20 protein-coding genes and 1 pseudogene are annotated in these 17,600 nt (G+C 56.8%); 13 read left to right on the forward strand and 8 right to left on the reverse strand.

Features of this window, described 5'->3' with window-relative positions; genetic code table 11:
• Positions 1-52: 52 nt before the first annotated feature.
• Together WFM49_RS00135 and phaP are read left to right on the forward strand one after the other, a co-directional pair.
• Entirely contained in the window at positions 53-802 is a 750-nt protein-coding gene (locus tag WFM49_RS00135; RefSeq protein ID WP_009460091.1) for an IclR family transcriptional regulator, read from the forward strand.
• A 244-nt stretch (positions 803-1,046) separates the two neighbouring features.
• Entirely contained in the window at positions 1,047-1,646 is a 600-nt protein-coding gene (gene phaP / locus WFM49_RS00140) for a TIGR01841 family phasin (protein WP_336971088.1), read from the forward strand.
• A gap of 133 nt (positions 1,647-1,779) precedes the next feature.
• Here the strand turns inward: phaP and WFM49_RS00145 are convergent, their stop codons facing one another.
• The 6 genes from WFM49_RS00145 to WFM49_RS00170 form a co-directional block, all read right to left on the reverse strand.
• Complete coding sequence (locus WFM49_RS00145) at positions 1,780-2,814, reverse strand: quinone-dependent dihydroorotate dehydrogenase (protein WP_336971090.1); 1,035 nt, start codon at positions 2,812-2,814, stop codon at positions 1,780-1,782.
• A gap of 21 nt (positions 2,815-2,835) precedes the next feature.
• A complete protein-coding gene (locus WFM49_RS00150; protein ID WP_021446954.1) occupies positions 2,836-3,558 on the reverse strand; it encodes an arginyltransferase in 723 nt (240 codons plus the stop codon).
• A gap of 48 nt (positions 3,559-3,606) precedes the next feature.
• Positions 3,607-4,335 carry a leucyl/phenylalanyl-tRNA--protein transferase gene (gene aat / locus WFM49_RS00155; RefSeq protein WP_009460086.1) on the reverse strand — a complete coding sequence of 243 codons (729 nt, stop codon included), beginning with the start codon at positions 4,333-4,335 and terminating at the stop codon, positions 3,607-3,609.
• 2 nt (positions 4,336-4,337) lie between these two features.
• Positions 4,338-4,928 carry an NUDIX hydrolase gene (locus WFM49_RS00160; protein ID WP_009460085.1) on the reverse strand — a complete coding sequence of 197 codons (591 nt, stop codon included), beginning with the start codon at positions 4,926-4,928 and terminating at the stop codon, positions 4,338-4,340.
• A gap of 20 nt (positions 4,929-4,948) precedes the next feature.
• A complete protein-coding gene (locus WFM49_RS00165) occupies positions 4,949-5,551 on the reverse strand; it encodes a DUF2946 family protein (RefSeq protein ID WP_336971092.1) in 603 nt (200 codons plus the stop codon).
• A gap of 111 nt (positions 5,552-5,662) precedes the next feature.
• The gene (locus WFM49_RS00170; protein WP_021446953.1) at positions 5,663-6,220 is read right to left on the reverse strand and encodes a MarR family winged helix-turn-helix transcriptional regulator; all 558 of its coding nucleotides are present in this window, start codon (positions 6,218-6,220) and stop codon (positions 5,663-5,665) included.
• Between the two features lie 840 nt (positions 6,221-7,060).
• Here WFM49_RS00170 and aspA point away from each other — a divergent pair.
• From aspA to hppD, 3 genes and pseudogenes are all read left to right on the forward strand, one after another.
• On the forward strand, positions 7,061-8,479 hold the full coding sequence (aspA, locus tag WFM49_RS00175) for an aspartate ammonia-lyase (RefSeq protein ID WP_009460082.1): 1,419 nt from the start codon (positions 7,061-7,063) through the stop codon (positions 8,477-8,479).
• Between the two features lie 147 nt (positions 8,480-8,626).
• Positions 8,627-9,377: pseudogene (locus tag WFM49_RS00180) on the forward strand (sulfite exporter TauE/SafE family protein).
• 268 nt (positions 9,378-9,645) lie between these two features.
• A complete protein-coding gene (gene hppD / locus WFM49_RS00185; RefSeq protein ID WP_026484753.1) occupies positions 9,646-10,722 on the forward strand; it encodes a 4-hydroxyphenylpyruvate dioxygenase in 1,077 nt (358 codons plus the stop codon).
• Between the two features lie 99 nt (positions 10,723-10,821).
• Here the strand turns inward: hppD and WFM49_RS00190 are convergent, their stop codons facing one another.
• Both WFM49_RS00190 and WFM49_RS00195 read right to left on the reverse strand, forming a co-directional pair.
• Entirely contained in the window at positions 10,822-11,955 is a 1,134-nt protein-coding gene (locus tag WFM49_RS00190) for an HPP family protein (RefSeq protein ID WP_336971097.1), read from the reverse strand.
• Positions 11,956-12,010: 55 nt separating this feature from the next.
• On the reverse strand, positions 12,011-12,451 hold the full coding sequence (locus WFM49_RS00195; RefSeq protein ID WP_009460079.1) for a hypothetical protein: 441 nt from the start codon (positions 12,449-12,451) through the stop codon (positions 12,011-12,013).
• 127 nt (positions 12,452-12,578) lie between these two features.
• Here WFM49_RS00195 and gspG point away from each other — a divergent pair, with 127 nt between their 5' ends.
• From gspG to gspN, 8 genes are read left to right on the forward strand one after another with little or no spacing between them, the layout of a single operon-like run.
• The gene (gspG, locus tag WFM49_RS00200; protein WP_021446951.1) at positions 12,579-13,049 is read left to right on the forward strand and encodes a type II secretion system major pseudopilin GspG; all 471 of its coding nucleotides are present in this window, start codon (positions 12,579-12,581) and stop codon (positions 13,047-13,049) included.
• A 1-nt stretch (position 13,050) separates the two neighbouring features.
• Positions 13,051-13,521 carry a prepilin-type N-terminal cleavage/methylation domain-containing protein gene (locus tag WFM49_RS00205; protein ID WP_336971100.1) on the forward strand — a complete coding sequence of 157 codons (471 nt, stop codon included), beginning with the start codon at positions 13,051-13,053 and terminating at the stop codon, positions 13,519-13,521.
• Positions 13,518-13,877 (forward strand): type II secretion system minor pseudopilin GspI, encoded by a 360-nt coding sequence (gene gspI, locus WFM49_RS00210; protein ID WP_336971101.1) that lies wholly within the window; start codon positions 13,518-13,520, stop codon positions 13,875-13,877. Before WFM49_RS00205 ends, gspI begins: the two co-directional genes overlap by 4 nt.
• Positions 13,874-14,473, forward strand: coding sequence for a PulJ/GspJ family protein (locus WFM49_RS00215; protein WP_035271938.1), 600 nt, complete (start codon positions 13,874-13,876; stop codon positions 14,471-14,473). The genes gspI and WFM49_RS00215 overlap by 4 nt, the downstream gene beginning before the upstream one ends.
• Positions 14,470-15,330, forward strand: coding sequence for a type II secretion system minor pseudopilin GspK (gspK, locus tag WFM49_RS00220; protein ID WP_336971104.1), 861 nt, complete (start codon positions 14,470-14,472; stop codon positions 15,328-15,330). The genes WFM49_RS00215 and gspK overlap by 4 nt, the downstream gene beginning before the upstream one ends.
• 4 nt (positions 15,331-15,334) lie before the next feature.
• Positions 15,335-16,300, forward strand: a complete 966-nt coding sequence (locus WFM49_RS00225) for a GspL/Epsl periplasmic domain-containing protein (RefSeq protein ID WP_336971106.1) — start codon at positions 15,335-15,337, stop codon at positions 16,298-16,300.
• Positions 16,297-16,848 (forward strand): type II secretion system protein GspM, encoded by a 552-nt coding sequence (gene gspM / locus WFM49_RS00230; protein WP_021446949.1) that lies wholly within the window; start codon positions 16,297-16,299, stop codon positions 16,846-16,848. The genes WFM49_RS00225 and gspM overlap by 4 nt, the downstream gene beginning before the upstream one ends.
• The gene (gspN, locus tag WFM49_RS00235; RefSeq protein WP_009460064.1) at positions 16,845-17,591 is read left to right on the forward strand and encodes a type II secretion system protein N; all 747 of its coding nucleotides are present in this window, start codon (positions 16,845-16,847) and stop codon (positions 17,589-17,591) included. Before gspM ends, gspN begins: the two co-directional genes overlap by 4 nt.
• The last annotated feature ends 9 nt before the right edge of the window (positions 17,592-17,600 follow it).

Genomic DNA, 17,600 nt, shown 5'->3' on the forward strand with positions numbered 1-17,600 from the left:
GACAACAAATTCCTTTACGCCCTCAGGCGCGTCGTCAAACAATGGTGGTCAGATGTCGATCCAGGTTCTGGAACGCGCCATGATTCTATTGGACGAACTGGCCAAGCAATCTGAGCCAGTGGCATTGAAGAATCTGGCGGCTGCAACTGGCCTGCATACCTCAACCACTCACCGTATCCTGAACGATCTGGTAGTGGGGCGTTATGTGGAGCGCGTGGACAGCGGTTTATACCGACTGGGCATGCGTTTGCTGGAGCTGGGCTCCCTGGTTAAAGGCCGTCTGAATGTGCGTGCGGCTTCCCTGGGCCCCATGCGCGAGCTGCACAAGTACACCGGACAAACGGTGAATCTGTCCTTGCAGCAGGGCGATGAAATTGTCTATGTGGAACGTTCCTGGAGCGAGAGCTCGGGTATGCAGGTGGTGCGCGCCATTGGTGGCCATGCACCTTTGCATTTGACCTCGACCGGCAAGCTGTTTCTGGCTTCCTGGGAACCGCGTCAGGTGCGGGCCTACGTCATGCGTACCGGCTTGGCCGGTGCTACCCGTAACAGCATTACTCAACTGGAATTGCTGGAGCGCGAATTGGCGCAAGTTCGTCGTCTGGGCTATGCCCGCGATAACGAGGAGCTGGAGATGGGGGTGCGCTGTATTGCGGCTGGTGTGTATGACGACACCGGCAAGCTTTTGGCCGGTCTGTCTTTATCTGCTCCGGCCGAGCGTTTGCACGACGACTGGATTCCCGTTTTGCTGAATACCGCCGCTAAAATTTCCGAAACGCTGGGATACGACAAACAGCGTTAAGTCTGTGTTTTAGTGTTGTTTTTCCAGTCTTGATTACAAGTCCATGACGGTTTTGTTGCAGCGCAACAAATTACGTTGACTTTGTTTTGGATAGCGCTTAAAGTTGAATTGTTGCGGTGCAACATAGAAGGTTTGCCTTGCGTAGTTGCGAATGGGCCGGGCCTTCTTCAGACCCTTGTCTAGTAACACTGACACTAATTTCACGCTGGCTTGACCCAGGCCACGTATCTCCAAGGAAAACATCATGAGTGCTATTCCACAAAACGTACTGGAATCCCAACAAGCTACTTTGAACAACCTGTTCGCTGCTCAAGGTCAATTGCTGCAAGGCTTTGAAAAACTGGTTGGTCTGAACCTGAATCTGCTGCGCAGCTCGCTGGAACAAGCGGCAGGCCAATCCCAGCAAGTTATCAACGCCAAAGACGTGCAAGACGTTGTGGCCCTGTCGCAAAGCGTGGCCAAGCCTAATGCTGCCCAGGCTCTGGAATACGGCAAAAACGTTTACGACATCTTCTCCGATCTGCAACTGAACCTGTCGCGTATCGCTGAAGCTCAACTGGCTCAAGGTCAACAGCACGCCGCTGACGCTATCGACCAGCTGGCCAAAAATGCGCCTACCGGTACCGAAAGCGCTGTTGCTTTGCTGAAGTCTTCCTTCGCCACGGCTTCCAACGCTGCTGAAACCGTTGTCAAGGCTGCTCGCCAAGCTGCTGATGCTGCTGAAAGCAACATCCAGGCTGCCACCAACGCCAGCCTGAAAGCTGCTGCTCAAGTCACCGAAGCCAGCAACAAAACGGTTGAAGCCGCTGCCGCTGCTGCGACTGCTGCTACCAGCAAGAAGTAAGTTTTTGCTTGTCTGATTTAATCAGGCGCTAAAGAAAAAGCCAGCTCATTGAGCTGGCTTTTTCTTGCGTGCAGTGCCAATAGTGAACGTGCTTCAGGGTGCTAGTGCCCGCGTTACGCGGGCACGATGCGTTTTACAGGGCGCGAATGCACTCGGAAATCAGGGCCGGGCCTTTGTAAATCAAGCCGGTATACAGCTGTACCGCCTGGGCTCCGGCCTGGATCTTTTCCTGAGCCTGACGGCCAGATTCAATACCGCCAACACCAATAATAGGGAAGTCGGGGCCTAGTTGCTCGCGCAGACGACGAATGACGTTCAAGGATAATTCGTGCACTGGTGGACCGGACAAACCGCCTTGCTCCTGGCCGTGGCGCAAACCCTGTACGGCATCGCGCGACAAGGTGGTATTGGTGGCAATAATGCCGTCCAGACCTTGCGATGGAACCGTGTCCGCAATGGCATCAATTTGTGATTGATCCAGGTCAGGAGCGATTTTCACCACAATGGGCACGTAGCGTTGGTGCTCTTGTGCCAATTCCGTACGTAGCGCTTGCAAGGAACCGAGCAGACGAGCCAGTTCATCCTGAGCCTGCAAGGCACGCAGGTTTTGCGTGTTGGGTGAGGAGATATTCACAGTGACGTAATCGGCGTGGGGGTAGACCGCACGCAGACACGTCAGATAGTCCTGATCAGCCTGCTCAATGGGGGTAGTCGCGTTCTTGCCAATGTTCAGACCCAAAATGCCGCCTTGCGAGCGGAACTGGCTTTTGCGCACATTTTCAATAAAGGTATCCAGGCCGTGGTTGTTAAAGCCAAAGCGATTGATCAGGCTATTGGCTTCAGGCAAGCGGAACAGGCGTGGTTTGGGATTGCCGGGCTGCGCTTTCGGGGTCACTGTGCCAACTTCGACAAAACCAAAGCCCAGTGCGCCCAGGGCATCAATATGCGCGCCATTCTTATCCAGGCCTGCGGCCAGACCCACAGGATTGCGCAGCTTCAAACCCATCAGTTCCAGAGGCTTGCTGGGCAGGTCTTTCAGCAAACTGCCCAAAATAGGAGTTTGGTGGGCGCAATGCAGGGATTTTAGAGTCAGTTCGTGAGCGTGTTCAGCATCCAGACTGAACAGCACCCGGCGAGCCAAGGGATAAAGGCTGAATAGGGCAGACATGGGGATCGATAAAAGAGGACGTTAAGCCAGCCATTCCCAACGACCTTTCATCAGGAGCTGGTAGGGGCGAAAGCGGGTTTTGTAGGCCATTTTACGGCTTTCTTCGATCCAGTAGCCTAAATAGAGCCAGGGCAGGGATTGTTGACGGCAATAGTCCAACTGCCAGAGCACGGCGTAGGTGCCCAGACTGCCGGTGTCGTCGGGATCAAAAAAGGTATAGACAGCGGAAAGCCCGTCTTGCAGCACGTCGATGACGGCCACAATTTTCAAGGTACCGTCGGGTTCACGAAACTCCAGCAGGCGCGAAGTGACATGGCTGGCCAGCAGAAACTGGGCGTACTGGGACTGGTCGTCCTCGTCCATGCCGGCGCCGGGGTGGCGACTGGCCTGGTAACGGCGGTACAGCTCGTAGTGTTCGGCATTCCAGTGCAGGGGCAGGTCTTGTACGACCAGATTGCCGTGGCGTTTTTTGGCACGGCGCTGGGCACGGTCAGGCTGAAAATGCAGGGTGTCACAACGCAGGGGCAGGCAAGCGCGGCACTGGTCGCAATAGGGGCGATAGGTGAAGGTGCCGCTGCGTCGAAAGCCTTGCTGGACCAGCTTGGAGTAAACCGTGTCGTTAATCAGGTGAGCAGGAGCGGCAACCAGCGAGCGTGCCTGTTGTTCTGGCAGGTAACTGCAACGATAGCTGGCCGTGGAATAGAATTGCAGCGTTTGGGGACTGGGTGCTTTGGGATAATTCATGCGACTCTGCCAAGCGTGATAGAGCCATTATGGGATGCTCGCGCCAGCCTAGCAAGTTGGGGGCAGGCCTAGTTGCAATGCCCCACGCGGCCAGACCGGGCTGGGTTGATCTTTGGCCCAGGCCAGGGCAGCCATAAAGTCTTTCCGGGGGATGGGGCTGGCACCCAGACTGGCCAGATGCGATGTCTCTTGCTGGCAGTCTATATACGGGATGCCCGCGAACTTCAGGAACTCCACCAGATGGGCCAGGGCGATCTTGCTGGCATCGGTTTGCAAGGCAAACATGGATTCGCCAAAGAAAAAGCGGCCCAGATTCACCCCATACAAACCGCCGACCAGCTTGCCGCCCATCCAGGTTTCTACGCTGTGGGCGTAGCCACTGTGGTGCAAATCTGTATAGACCTGCTCAATATCCGGGCTGATCCAGGTGCCGGTCGCACTACGTTGGGCGGCGCATTGGCCTATAACTTGCTCAAAGGCCAGATCGCAGGTGACACGGACAGGGGCGTCGTCCTGATCTTGCTGCCGTGCAATCTGGCGCAGTTTTTTGCCCAGGGAGCGGGAAATCTTGAATTGATCGACCTCCAGCACCATGCGCGGATCAGGAGACCACCACAGAACCGGGTCGCCAGGGCTGTACCAGGGAAACATGCCCTGGCTATAGGCTTCCAGGAGGCGTGGAACGCTTAAATCCAGACCGGCAGCCACCAGCCCTTCGGGGCTGGCGTGTTCAGGGCTGGGCAGGGCCTGATCAGGAGCGACCCATACAAGCGACATGATCAGCCGTGGTCGCGGGGGGCGATATCAAATTCGTGAATCTGGAAGCGGCCTGCCTTGTGGTCTTCGACGTAACGCTCCAGGGTGGCGGTTACGGTGCGAAAAGCCAGGTTGTCCCAAGGGATGTCGTCCAGGTGGAAGAAGCGGGCTTCTAGGGACTCCGGACCGGGGTCCAGCACGTCGCTGATGACTTTGGCCAAGTAGTACACGTGAACTTGTTCAGCGTAAGGTACGCTGATAACGGTAAAGAGTGGGCCGGGTTCGACTTGCGCACCCGCTTCCTCGCCCATTTCACGCAAGGCGCCTTGCCCCAGCGTTTCGCCCAGCTCCATGAAACCGGCGGGCAAGGTCCAGGTGTTGTAGCGCGGCTCGATAGCGCGACGGCACAGCAAGACCTGATCGTCCTTCCACATGGGCACAATACCGACCACATTGCGGGGATTCTGGTAGTGCACCGCGCCGCAATTTTCGCAGACATCACGCATGCGGTTATCGTCCGGGGGCACCAGGCGTGTCAATTTGCTGCCACATTGATTGCAGAAGTTTTGCGTGCGTGGGGCGGGGAAATAGAAAGAGGCGGATGGCTGGGTCATGCAGATTCTGTGATGGCGGTTCAAATGGGATCGGGCTCTGGCAAAACAATATACGCCAATTCCTCGGCGGGCGACACGCAGGACGACCAGACTGTCAGGGAACAGGCTTGTGGGTAAGCGGGCAAGGACCAGCCTTCGCTGCGCTGGGCTTGCTCCAGATCCAGACTCTCCAGGCCGTGTTTGTCTGTACGTAACTGTTCCAGCAGGGCAGGAACATCACGACCCGCCAACAAGGCCGGGCCTGCGGAGGTGCGCAAATAGAGCCTGCCCTCAGCGCTGATGTACCAGGCCTGAATAGTTTCAACAGGTCGGCCAGTATGGTCTTGCAAATGGGCTTGATCCTGGGCCAGGGACACAATCAGTGGGGCGGCGTCCAGACGGACATAAACACGTTGCGGACCATTCTGGATAAACCAGCGGCCTTGTTCGTCCGCCTGATAATTGCGGTTGAAAAATGCCAACAAACCCTGGTGGGCAATGCGCTCGCCCACTTTCCCTGGGTGCTGGTTAGCATCGCCAGCCGGGTGATGACGCCAATGACCAGACTGATCCAAAGAGATATACCCGCTGACAGCGGGTACATTGGGCCATTTTTTCATGGCATCCATAACAGCAGCATCCATAAGTTTCAGCCTTGCGGGGACGAAAACAAAGGGTGGCACCGATACGGTTGCCACCCTTGACGGTGTAGGGCCGACGACAAGGTCGACCCTGGGGCAAGGCGAGTTTGCGCCTTAAGCCATATAACTGCGCTGCATGGTTCCGGGGATGGTGTGCGAAAGAGGCTTTTCAACTTTGATTTCCGGTGTGTCGTTGCCTTGCAGGGCTTTGGATAACAAATTGGACAAGCGTTCGCGCACGTCTTGGGGCACATGACTAAATACGCCCGATAGCCACTCGATGTAATAGGGCAGCAGGTGCTCGCACAACTCTTGTCCGGCCTCGGTGAGTTTAACAGTGAGCACGCGGCGGTCCGAGGTATTGTTCTGGCGTACCAGCAATTGCTGCTGTTCCAGCCCGTCGAGCAGGCCGGTGATGGTGGCGCGGGTCACGCCAGCTTGTTCTGCCAATAGCGCGGGGCTCAGGCCAGAGGGTTGGCGGCTAAGCAAGAACAGCAGAACCAGACGTCCTTCGGACAGACCAAATTCGTTCAGAACAGAGCTGGAAGCGCGATTAATGCTGGAGGCCAGCGACAGAACGCGTAAACACAGTTCGATATCCTCGGTTTTAGGGTGGGCCTGGCGTTGGGATTCGCTCAGGATAGTTTGATATTTCAGATCGAGTAATTTCATAGTGCTGTGCCGTTAAGGAGTGCGCGGCAAAGAGCAGTAGTTATTTAGAAAGAATCAATAAAACCCAATAAAAACGGGTTTGCTTTCTTTTATTACTGAGCCGCTGCTTTTAATGTGGAAATTTATCTTATTTTTTAATTCCATTTTTACTGATTTAAACATCTTTTATTGATTAGGAATTTTCATTTAGTAAAATAAGGTCAATTTTTTTCAGTATAAGCGGCTATGGGTTTACAGAATAGTCGTAAAGCCTGTGTATACTCTTTTGCCTTCCTTTTTTTCTCAAACTGCAAGGTTTCCGGACTTCCTATCCGGGCAGCATGGGATGATTTTTGATCCTGTGCTGTGAGTCTTATGGCTTGAACGCATCAAAATGATGCAAGCGCGCAACGCTCGTGTCCAAAGCGCCAGACTCTTGTTACAGACATGATGAGCGAGCTATATCGGAGATACACCGTTAAATTAAGCGAGTTTTCAACTGTCAGTCAGGAAGACAAGGCGGCCCAACTCAAGAAAAACCGCAAAACGACGTGCATGTGAGCGCTCGGCGTTTACAATGTTCAAAGCGCTTCCCGAGCTCGACGATGCCTTCAAAAAAGGCGGTTGGATCATTCACCCCGCTTGGCGGATTGCAATAGAGGCCCGTTTTTTACGGGCCTTTGCTTTCCGGAATTGGATACAAGCATTATCCAAAGCTTATTAGCGGTATTTGCCAGCATGTCCCCGAGCCCCTGCCAAGTTCGCAAGAAATGGTAGGGCTTTGTTCCGTTTGTAGTCCGGGATTGAGTATGAGGCGTATCAAAAAAGTCTTGCTATCGTTATTAAGGAAACGAAGGAATTATGAGTCAGTTCCGTATCGAACATGATTTGCTGGGAGACCGCCAAGTCCCCGATGAAGTCTATTATGGTGTTCATACCTTGCGTGCCAAGGAGAATTTCCACATTACCGGTACGCCTATTTCAACTTACCCGGAACTGATTAATGCTCTGGCGCTGGTCAAGCAGGCAGCTGCTCAGGCCAATTTCAAACTGGGTTTGCTGGAGCAGGATAAGCACGACGCCATTGTGGCTGCATGTCAGGCCGTACAAGCGGGCAAGTGCCATGAGCATTTCGTGGTAGACATGATTCAGGGCGGCGCAGGTACCTCGACCAATATGAATGCCAACGAGGTTATTTGTAACTTGGCCTTGGAACATATGGGGCACAAGCGCGGCGAGTACCAGTATCTTCACCCCAATGAAGATGTGAACATGGCCCAAAGCACCAACGATGTCTATCCAACGGCTTTGCACCTGGCTGCCTACCGTTCGCTGGACCCGCTGTTTGCCGCCATGGAACGTCTGCGCGACGCCTTCCTGAAAAAGTCCGAGGAATTCTCCTCGTACATGAAGATTGGCCGCACTCAGTTGCAAGATGCTGTGCCCATGACCCTGGGTCAGGAGTTCAACGCCTTTGCCACCATGATCAACGAAGACATCGTGCGTCTGAAAGAATCGCGCAAGCTGATGTGTGACGTGAATCTGGGCGGTACGGCTATTGGTACCGGCATTACGGCTCACCCTGAGTATGCTCAGCTGGCTGTGGCTGCCTTGTCCGATCTATCCGGTGTTCAACTGCGTGTCTCTGACGATTTGATCGAAGCCACTCAGGATTGCGGCGGTTTCCTGCACCTGTCGGGTGTGTTGAAGCGCGCTGCCGTCAAGCTGTCCAAGCTGTCCAACGACTTGCGTCTGCTCTCCAGTGGCCCTCGTGCTGGTATGGGTGAAATTTGTCTGCCCGCCGTGCAAGCTGGTTCGTCCATCATGCCCGGTAAAGTCAACCCCGTGATCCCTGAAGTGGTCAACCAGGTTGCCTTTGAAGTGATTGGTGCCGACATGACCGTGACCATGGCTGCTGAAGCCGGTCAGTTGCAGCTGAACGCGTTTGAGCCTGTGATTATTCACTCCCTGTTGCGTAGCATGGCTTTGTTGAGCAATGCTTGCGACACGCTGACCCAGTTCTGCGTGGTAGGTATCACTGCCAACCGTGAATGCCTGGAAAGCAATATCGAGCGTTCCATTTCCCTGGTCACCGCCTTGAACCCGTTCATCGGTTACAAAGCTGCTACCTCGGTTGCCGCCGAAGCCTTCCAGACAGGTACCAATATTCGTGACGTGGTTCTCAAGCGTGGTTTGATGGATGCCGAGACCCTGAATGACGTGTTGCGTGCCGAATCGCTGATCCAACCTCGTGATCTGCGTGCTGCTGACCCAGCCTGAACCAATCTGAACCAGGCCTGATTGGCCAGTCTTGGCCGACGCCGGTAACAGTTTGGGAAGCCTCCATTGTGGAGGCTTTTTTCTGCCCGCTCGATTCGTAAAGAGAGATACTGTCGCTTGTCTACAGGCAAGGAGCAGCGGGGGATGATGGAGTCGGTTTACTGGGCGGTGGCTGTTGGCGCCATTGTGGCGGGTTTTGTGCAGGGTTTGTCGGGATTTGCCTTTGGCATGGTGGCCATGTCCTGCTGGGCCTGGTTTCTGGAGCCTCAACTGGCGGCGGTGCTGGCGGTATGCGGTGCCTGGACAGGGCAGATGATTGCCGCCTTCACCCGGCGGCGTACCTCTTATTGGCAGATCCTGTTGCCGTTTCTGGCCGGCGGCCTGATTGGTGTGCCTTTGGGGACCTATTTGCTGCCTTTCCTGGATGCAGCCGTATTCAAGGCGTTTTTAGGAACCTTGATGGTGATCTGGTGCCCGATCATGCTGATGTCCAGCCGTTTGGGCCATGTGAGGGTGCGTAGCCGTCTGGCCAATGCCGTGTCGGGTTTGATAGGCGGCATCATGGGGGGGGCTCGGTGGTATGACGGGGGTGATTCCTACCTTGTGGACCACCATGACCGGGCTGCCCAAAGATGAGCAGCGCGCCGTTATACAAAACTTCAATCTGGCAACCTTGTCGGTAACTTTGCTGGCCTATATTGCTTCCGGTTCTATTCTGCCGTCCATGTTGCCGTCTATAGGACTGGTGATGCTGGCTGTGCTGATCCCTGTGCTGGCGGGCGCGCGCCTGTATGTGGGCATTAGCCAAAGCACGTTTCGAGTCCTTGTTTTAAGTCTGTTGACCCTGTCCGGCATTGCCATGCTGGTCTCGTCCGTGCCGCAGCTGCTGGCGCGCTAGAGCAGGTGGTTGAAGCCTCTAGGGTAATGCTCTATATCGAAAAAAGGCCTGTTTACCTGATAATAAATGTCGGCGATGGGAATGCATTTCGGCTTCCCGCCCACTGGAGCAGAGCCTGTGAGGTTTCTGGGATTTCAATTGTTGTTTGGTGATCACTTGGCACGCAGTGTGCGTGGGGTATCCTGCGCGCCCCCCTGCAAGGCTTGAGCCCAAGTTTCAAGGCGTTTTTACGCCATCTTTGATTACCTGATTGCAACTGGAGTCTGCTATGACTGACTTGTTTGAAAATCCAATGGGCCTGATGGGCTTTGAGTTCATCGAATTTGCCGCTCCCCAGCCTGGTGTGATGGAACCTGTCTTCGAGATGATGGGGTTCACCAAAGTGGCGGTACACCGCTCCAAGAAAGTGTCCCTGTATCGCCAGGGCGAGATCAACCTGATCCTGAATGAAGAGCCCAAGAGCCACGCTGCTTACTTTGCCGCCGAGCATGGCCCTTCGGCCTGCGGCATGGCGTTCCGGGTGCGTGATGCGCAAAAAGCCTACGAGCGCGCGCTGGAACTGGGTGCCCAACCCGTCGATATTCCTACCGGACCGATGGAACTGCGTCTGCCTGCCATCAAGGGTATTGGTGGTGCCCCTCTGTACCTGATCGACCGTTTTGGTGAAGGCAACTCCATCTACGATATTGATTTCGTTTACCTGGACGGCGTGGATCGTCATCCCGTGGGCGCGGGCCTGAAAGAAATCGATCACCTGACCCATAACGTGTATCGCGGCCGCATGGCTTACTGGGCCCAGTTCTATGAGCACCTGTTCAACTTCCGTGAGATTCGCTACTTCGACATCAAGGGTGAATATACCGGCCTGACGTCCAAGGCCATGACCGCCCCCGATGGCAAAATCCGCATTCCCCTGAACGAGGAATCTGCCAAGGGCTCGGGCCAGATCGAAGAATTCCTGATGCAGTTCAATGGTGAAGGCATTCAGCACGTGGCTTTCCTGACCGACGATCTGATCGCCTCCTGGGACAAGCTCAAGGCCATGGGCATGCGCTTTATGACCGCACCGCCACAAACCTATTACGAGATGCTGGAAGGCCGCCTGCCTGCACACGGTGAACCCACCGCAGAACTGCAAAGCCGTGGCATTTTGCTGGACGGCACATCGGAAGGTGGCCACCGCCGTCTCTTGCTGCAGATTTTCTCTGAAACCTTGATGGGCCCCGTGTTCTTCGAGTTCATTCAGCGCAAGGGCGATGATGGTTTTGGTGAAGGCAACTTCAAGGCCTTGTTTGAATCCATCGAGCGCGATCAGTTGCGCCGTGGTGTCTTGCAGGCCGAGTAACAAGGTTCTGCGCCTGTGCTGGACGCACGGGTGCTGATCTGTCCCCACTGTTTGGCGATGGCAAACAGTGGGGATTTTTTTTGGGCTGAATCTATATATTCAGTCCTGCTTGCCGTGTGGTGGCTGCAGGATTCTGAACAGCTCCAGCATCAGGTCAGATTGGGTAATCATGCCTACCAACTCTTTATGGTCATTGACCACAGGCATGTGACGGTGGCGGCCCTGGCTGAACAAGGGAATCAGCTCTGCCACCGACCAGTTTGCGTTGGCGGTAACGGCAGGCGCAGTCATGATCTCGGCTACTGTGGGGGCTGCACGCTGTCGGGGGCTCAAGAAGCGCTTGAGTCGCTGGCGCAGATTATCCGGCTGATCCAGTCCGGCGCGTTGCAAGAAGTCCGACAGGGCCAGGATACCAATCACGTGCTTGTTCTGATCCAGCACGGGCAAGGCCTTGATCTTGCGCTCGCGCATCATGTCCCAGGCCTGCTGCAAGGGCGTACAGACCAGGCAGGACAGAGGCGCATCATTCATCAGGGTGGAGCAGCGGCGTGTGCCCAGATTGCGTCGGAAGGCAGACTGGTGCACATAGCTGACCAGCTTTTCCAGATCATCGTGGCTGATGTTCAGCGTCTGGTTGTAGTGGCTTAAAGCCGCATCGTAATCCTGGTCCGTAAAGCGGGCAGGCGTGGCGGCCGGACGTGTTGCGGGTTTATGTACCGGCGGATAAGCCACACCGGTCAGGCGGTTGTACAGCATGCCCAGAAGGATCAGCACGCAGGAGTCAAACAGCACCGGAAACAGGACGAAGTCGTAGTTCTGAATACCATTCAGGGCGGGAAAGACCGCCATTGCCAGACTGGGCGGATGCACGCAGCGCAGGGCCAGCATGATGGGCATGGCAACGCAGACGGCCATCGTAATGGCAGCAATCGGATGAGGGAGCAGCACCGCGCAGGTAATGCCTGTGAGTGCGCCCACCAGATTGCCCAGCAATATGTTCCAGGGCTGTGCCAACGGGCTGCTTGGCACCAGAAAAATCAGCAAGGCGCTGGCAGCCAGGGACGCCACCAACCAATGATGCGTATGTGCAAAATCCGACAGGTACAGGCTAAGAGAGGAAACCAACAACACGCTAAGCGTGGCGCCTAGCGTGGCACGCAGCATTTCAGGGCGTGCAATGGCCAGCGACTTGGGGCGCAGGCTGTCAAACCAGTGACGAAGTAAAGCAGGCATACCCACCAGGGTGAAGAAGAAAGACAGCTTTAAATCATACTGCTAACTCTTCAATTCAGGGCTTAGCCCCTTGCTGGATACCGGGAATGATGGCGGGGCCTTTGCGCTCGGTGGCGATTTGTTGAGGCACGGCATCGACCGTAATCACAATGTGTTCGCGTTGCAGCGAATCCAGCAGCACACCCGGTGCCAGCTCCTGGCCAGGGCGATACGCACGTACCGGCTGTTGATTGATGCTGAGCAGGGCTGCCCCCGACTGGCCGCTTACGATCATGCCATGCAAACGCAACTCGGGCAGCGCGGTGCTGCCTCCAAACCACTGCGCAATTTGTTGCGTGCTGATCTGCTCGCGGTGGTCTTCTTCCAGTACCGGCGCAATGGTCCCGTCCGAGGGCAGGAACAGGTTGATCAGCAAATTGATCAGGGCCAGAGCGATACCGGCCTGACACAGACGCAACCAAAGATGTGACGGAAATATGGCGGAAATAATACCCATTTAGACTGCATCGCATAGTGTTTTGGCAGACGGCCGAGATGGCTGTCTTAAGGGCTCTTAGTGTGCGTGTGCTGCATGAAGCCCGTATGACAAGAGCTTGGGTTTTTTTGGGTAGCTTATTTCCTTCATGTCTCGATCTACTTTATCTCGCCGTCCGGCACGCCGTTTGGCCGGCTCTGTTCAGTCCCGCGCTCAACAAGGTTTTTCTCTGATTGAGGTCATGGTGGTGGTGGTCATCATGGGCATTATGGCGGCCCTGGTCGTCCCCAGTCTGATGGACCGTCCCGATCAGGCACGTGCCGTCGCCGCTCGTCAGGACATTGCTGCCCTGACACAGGCCCTGAAGCTGTACCGCCTGGATAACGGCCGTTACCCCAGTACCGCTCAAGGTCTGGCGGCACTGCACCAGCGTCCCACCCAGCCTCCCGAGCCACGCAACTGGCGTCCTTATATGGACCGCCTGCCCAACGACCCTTGGGGCAATCCGTACCAGTATCTGCAACCCGGCGTTCATGGCGAGATTGATGTGTTCTCGCTGGGGGCGGATGGGCAGGCCGGTGGGTCGGGCAGTGATGCCGATATAGGCAATTGGGACTGATGTGGCTCAGCGGGGCTTTTCCTTGATCGAGACCCTGGTGGTCTTGCTGATCGTGGGCATTGTCAGCAGCGCGGGTTTAAGCGTGCTGGTGCTGGACCGGGATCACGGAATACAGCGAGAAGCCCGTCAACTGGCTCTGCGTCTGGCCGAACTGCAAAGCTATGTGCGTGAAAGCGGGCGTAGCGTCGCCTGGAGTGCGGATCAGCAGGGCTATCGCTTCAGCTTGATCCCGGACGCTACGGATGGTGCCAGCCCCACTCCGGGCTGGCTGCGCGATCAGGCCCGTTTTGCCCAATTGTTTCCCCAACGATCCTGGACTTTGGAATCAGTGCGTGTGCGCCTGGAGCCGGCGGGACCGTGGTTTTTTGTGAATGAATGGTTGTCCGCGCCGCGTCAGCTGGAGCTGGATGATGGTCACGAGGTCCTGCATTTACGCAGCGACCCGACGGGCCGTTTTGATGTGCAGTCATGACAGAGCGTGGCATGAGTTTGATTGAAGTATTGATTGCGCTGGCGATCGTCTCGGTGGCCTTGACCGCCGGATTGCGCGCACTGGGCCTTAGCGCCTCTGGTAGCCAGGCCATGCATGAACGCAGCCTGGCTCTGTTGGCAGCCGATGGTGTGGTGGCCGAGATGCGGCTGCGCCGCCTGTTTCCCGATCCGGGTGAAACCGTTGTGCCTTGTCGTCAGGGGGCCTTGAACTTGCAGTGCAAGCAAACCGTGCAGGCCACGGCCAATCGCTTCTTTCGTCAGGTAACGGTACAAGCTTTCTTGCCCCAAGGCCCCGTGCTGGCCGAGTTGCACGCGACCTTGGCGTCCTTGCCATGACAGACGCGAGCCAGGAAGGCTTCACTTTGGTGGAAATGTTGGTGGCCCTGACCATCATGGCCTTGATCAGCCTGATGTCCTGGCGTGGCCTGGATGCGGTCTTGCACGCGGATGAGCAGCTTGGCCGACAGGCGCGCCAGACCCAGGCCTTGTTCAATGTCTTGTCCCAAATGGGCCGGGATCTGGAGTTGCATCTGCCCACCGCACCAGGTCCCGCGGATCCGACGGGGGCGATGGCGGTATTGCCAGCCAGTATTCGCTGGCAAGCCAAGGGCGAAGGTCCGGCCATCCTGATGATTGAACGTCGCGCCGAAGCCGGAGCGGGAACCCAGCAGATTCAATGGCGTTTGCAGCAAGGCGTGTTGCAACGGGCTATTGCCCAGGCAGGAACGGTTTACCCCTTGCCCGAGTTGGGCCCTTTGCAAGATGTGCTGGAGCAGGTCACCGCCTGGAACTTGCGTATCTGGATTCCGGCGCGTGGCTGGCAAAGCTGGCCGTGGCCCGATCAAGCCGGGGCAGCCGCTACAGGCATAGAACTGACAGTGCAGTTGGAAGGGCAGGAGCACCCGTATCGCAAAGTGGTGATGCTGCTATGAATCGGGCATCTCAACAAGGCATGGCGGTGATCAATGCGCTGGTGGTCGTGATGGCGGTGTCCATTGCCACCATGGGCATCGTCCAGCGTCAAAGTGGGCTGGCAACCCAGTTGGCCAGCGAGCGCGATTACATGCAGGCCAACTGGTTGCTGCGCGGTGCGCTGGATTGGGCTGTGCTGGTCTTGCGTCTGGACTCGCAGCGCTCGGCTGTGACGCACAAAGGTGGACTGTGGGCACAGGCCCTGAGCGAGCTGAAGATAGAGACTCCGGACAAGACCCGTGCGGCTTACTTCTCCGGCTATATCCAGGATGAGCAGGGCAAATTCAATCTGGCTTTATTGCTGCGCGATGGTCGCATTCAGGCCCGCTATGTGCAGGCATTGGAACAATTGCTGGGCAATGTGCAGCAGGAACCCTCTTTGGCTTTGGAGCTGGCCCAGCGATTGGAGCGGGCACAGGCCGGGCAAGCGCCTTGGCCCTCTCATTTGCAGGACTTCTTTCCCAATGCAGAGCAACAGGCCAAGCAACTGGAGCCATATCTGAGCTATTTGCCGCAAGCCAAATCCGTGAATGTGAATACCGCCAGTGCCCAGGTGCTGGCGGCCGTGCAGCCTTCCGTCAGCCTGGTGGAATGGCGTGGCCTCTTGGAGCAGCGCGACCGGGGCCAGTGGTTTCGGGATCAGGCCGATGTGCAGGCCCGCCTCCAACGTCAGGAGGCGCTGAAGGGGCAAACGCTGAGCGTGCGCAGTGAATGGTTTTTATTAAGTGGCGAGTTACGACTTGACCATAGCCGGGTAGCGACCCAGGCCCTGATCAACAGGGCCGCGGACCGCAGCCGGATTGTCTGGATTCGTTGAAGTGATGAGCAAAGTGCTGCGTATTTATTTGGACTCTCCGCCAAGGCTGGATCAGCCGGTGGACTTTGTGCTGCGGGACAAGCGCGCCAGGGTATTGCGCCGTGGGCGGGGAGAGGTGCAGGAGTTCAAGGGCCTGGCCCGCTCTTTGGAACTGGTCCTGCCTGCAGGGATGGCGACGGTGACGGAAGCGCGTATTCCCTCGGTCAGCGCCTCGCGGCGGCAGGCTGTGGCGAGTAGTGCGGTCGAGCCTATGTGCTTGAGTCCTATCGAACAGGTGTGGGTGGCCTGTTCGGCACCGGGGCCGTCCGGGATGAGTCAATTGGCCTGGACGGAGCGCCCGCCTTTGCTGGCTTTGGGGGAGCAGGCGCGTCAGTTGGGACTGCCGTTGAGCGGGGTTTATGCCTGGTCCGATGGCCATGAGCAAGACAGGCAGGGCCAGGGCCAAACCTTGACCGTACCCGCCTGCTCCTTGCTGATGCCGGAGATGGCCGCCAGTGGCGGAAACAGCGTGCTACGACAAAGCCTGTGGTGGACTTTGGCCGCCATCTTGAGCTGGACCTTGGTCTTGCAGCAGCAGGCGCAATCGTTGCGATCCCAGATGAAACAGGTACAGACCCAGATGGAGCAGGCGGTTCGGCAAGCCTTGCCACACCTGCCCGTTATCGTCGCGCCCTTGACGCAGGCCAGACAGCATCGTGATGGTTTGCTGACCGAGAAAAGCCCGGCCTCGGCTCCCTTTGATCGTTTATTGATGGCCAGCGCCGTGCAGTGGCCTGCTTTGCAAGGACAGGTGCGGGCATTGAGTTTCAAAGATCAGCAATTGCATTTGACGCTGGCTAGCGAACTGGCCGCGCAGCCTTTGCCGGCTGAATCGGATCTGGAGTGGAAGCAGGGCGAGTCTGCCCGCCAATGGGAAATTGGTTTCAGCAAAGCAGCGCAAGCAGCCAGCCAGCAGGGGGCGCCGCAATGAGCAAATTCACCGCACTCCAGCCTGTATGGCTGACCGTACAAAGCAAGCTCGCCCTGGCAAGACAGTACTGGCAAGCCTTGGGCCGTCGGGATCAATTGGCCTTGTCGGTATTGGGCGCTTTGCTGGTTTTGATGTTTCTGTGGTTGTTGCTCTTACGTCCTGCCATTCGTGATCTGGCCTTGGCAAAACAGGAGCTGCCTCGTCTGCAATACGAGATGGCGCAACTGCAAACCGTGCTGTCGCAAATTCAGGTTCTGGATAAAGAGCTGGTCGCGCCTGTGGATGGACAAGGGCAAGACAAGGCGTTGCAGCGCAGCTTGCAGACCTTGGGTACCCAGTGTCAGACAGAGCAGTCACAGGCCGAGCAACGTGTTCTGGTCTGCCAGGCCGTGGCCGCTCCTGCCTTGATAGATTGGCTGATGCACGCCCCTCGCGTGCTGGGCTTTGCCGTGCAGGAAGTCAGCATGAGTCGCTCTGTGGTCGATAGCCGTGAACGCGCCGGTCTGCTGGATGGCCGCATTGTGCTGCGTGCAGGAGAGCCTTCATGAAAAAGCTGACCAAGATCATGGGGTGGGTTTTGCTGGCGCTGTCTCTGCTGCTGGCCGCCGTGCCCTTTCTGCCTGCCCGCATGATGCTGGCCTGGCAGCCCGAGCAGTTGCCGCTACGGCTGGAAACCGCCCATGGCAGCCTGGCCTCCGGTCAAGGCTTGCTGGTAGTGGGTTCGGGTCTGTTGGCCCGCACCGTTCCTGGTCCTGTCAGCTGGCGTTGGCGTTTGGCGCCCTGGCCGCAAATGGAGTTGAGCCATGGCTGGTTGGATCAGCCTGTGCGCCTGCAGGCCAGCCTGCAAGGTTGGCGTATTTCGGGCCAAAGCCTGACCGCTCCCGCCGCGCTGTTAGGACGTTTACATCCTTTGTTGCAGACCGTGCAACCGCAAGGGCAATTGCAGCTGCGCTGGCCCAGTCAGGCTCTGGCCGCTGAAACCGGGCCGTTGCTGGAACTGGATTGGCGTAATGCACGCTCCGCGCTGGCAGCCCAGGCCGAGCTGGGTGATTACCAATTGGCAGTCAGCCGCAAGGGTCAGGGCGTGCAGTTAAGCCTGCGTACCTTGGCGGGGGATTTGACCTTGGCAGGTCAAGGTCAGTGGGGGCCGGATGGCGGGCTGTTTGAAGGACGCGCCCAAGCCAAACAAGCCGACGATCAACGATTCAAAGAGTTACTGGAGGCCTTGGGGCCTCAGCGTCAGGGTGTGACCCAATGGCAAATAGCCACAACGACTAGCAAGCAGGAATAACGATATTTT

Source organism: Alcaligenes sp. PF14, from assembly GCF_037150615.1.
Classification (GTDB): Bacteria; Pseudomonadota; Gammaproteobacteria; order Burkholderiales; family Burkholderiaceae_B; genus Alcaligenes; species Alcaligenes phenolicus.

Excerpts from the sequence above, each read along its gene's own strand:
- WFM49_RS00135 (WP_009460091.1), top strand. The coding sequence starts at position 53 with ATGTCGATCCAGGTTCTGGAACGCGCCATGATTCTATTGGACGAACTG.
- phaP (WP_336971088.1), top strand. The coding sequence starts at position 1,047 with ATGAGTGCTATTCCACAAAACGTACTGGAATCCCAACAAGCTACTTTG.
- WFM49_RS00145 (WP_336971090.1), bottom strand. The coding sequence starts at position 2,814 with ATGTCTGCCCTATTCAGCCTTTATCCCTTGGCTCGCCGGGTGCTGTTC.
- WFM49_RS00150 (WP_021446954.1), bottom strand. The coding sequence starts at position 3,558 with ATGAATTATCCCAAAGCACCCAGTCCCCAAACGCTGCAATTCTATTCC.
- aat (WP_009460086.1), bottom strand. The coding sequence starts at position 4,335 with ATGTCGCTTGTATGGGTCGCTCCTGATCAGGCCCTGCCCAGCCCTGAA.
- WFM49_RS00160 (WP_009460085.1), bottom strand. The coding sequence starts at position 4,928 with ATGACCCAGCCATCCGCCTCTTTCTATTTCCCCGCCCCACGCACGCAA.
- WFM49_RS00165 (WP_336971092.1), bottom strand. The coding sequence starts at position 5,551 with ATGGATGCTGCTGTTATGGATGCCATGAAAAAATGGCCCAATGTACCC.
- WFM49_RS00170 (WP_021446953.1), bottom strand. The coding sequence starts at position 6,220 with ATGAAATTACTCGATCTGAAATATCAAACTATCCTGAGCGAATCCCAA.
- aspA (WP_009460082.1), top strand. The coding sequence starts at position 7,061 with ATGAGTCAGTTCCGTATCGAACATGATTTGCTGGGAGACCGCCAAGTC.
- hppD (WP_026484753.1), top strand. The coding sequence starts at position 9,646 with ATGACTGACTTGTTTGAAAATCCAATGGGCCTGATGGGCTTTGAGTTC.
- WFM49_RS00190 (WP_336971097.1), bottom strand. The coding sequence starts at position 11,955 with ATGCCTGCTTTACTTCGTCACTGGTTTGACAGCCTGCGCCCCAAGTCG.
- WFM49_RS00195 (WP_009460079.1), bottom strand. The coding sequence starts at position 12,451 with ATGGGTATTATTTCCGCCATATTTCCGTCACATCTTTGGTTGCGTCTG.
- gspG (WP_021446951.1), top strand. The coding sequence starts at position 12,579 with ATGTCTCGATCTACTTTATCTCGCCGTCCGGCACGCCGTTTGGCCGGC.
- gspI (WP_336971101.1), top strand. The coding sequence starts at position 13,518 with ATGACAGAGCGTGGCATGAGTTTGATTGAAGTATTGATTGCGCTGGCG.
- WFM49_RS00215 (WP_035271938.1), top strand. The coding sequence starts at position 13,874 with ATGACAGACGCGAGCCAGGAAGGCTTCACTTTGGTGGAAATGTTGGTG.
- gspK (WP_336971104.1), top strand. The coding sequence starts at position 14,470 with ATGAATCGGGCATCTCAACAAGGCATGGCGGTGATCAATGCGCTGGTG.
- WFM49_RS00225 (WP_336971106.1), top strand. The coding sequence starts at position 15,335 with ATGAGCAAAGTGCTGCGTATTTATTTGGACTCTCCGCCAAGGCTGGAT.
- gspM (WP_021446949.1), top strand. The coding sequence starts at position 16,297 with ATGAGCAAATTCACCGCACTCCAGCCTGTATGGCTGACCGTACAAAGC.
- gspN (WP_009460064.1), top strand. The coding sequence starts at position 16,845 with ATGAAAAAGCTGACCAAGATCATGGGGTGGGTTTTGCTGGCGCTGTCT.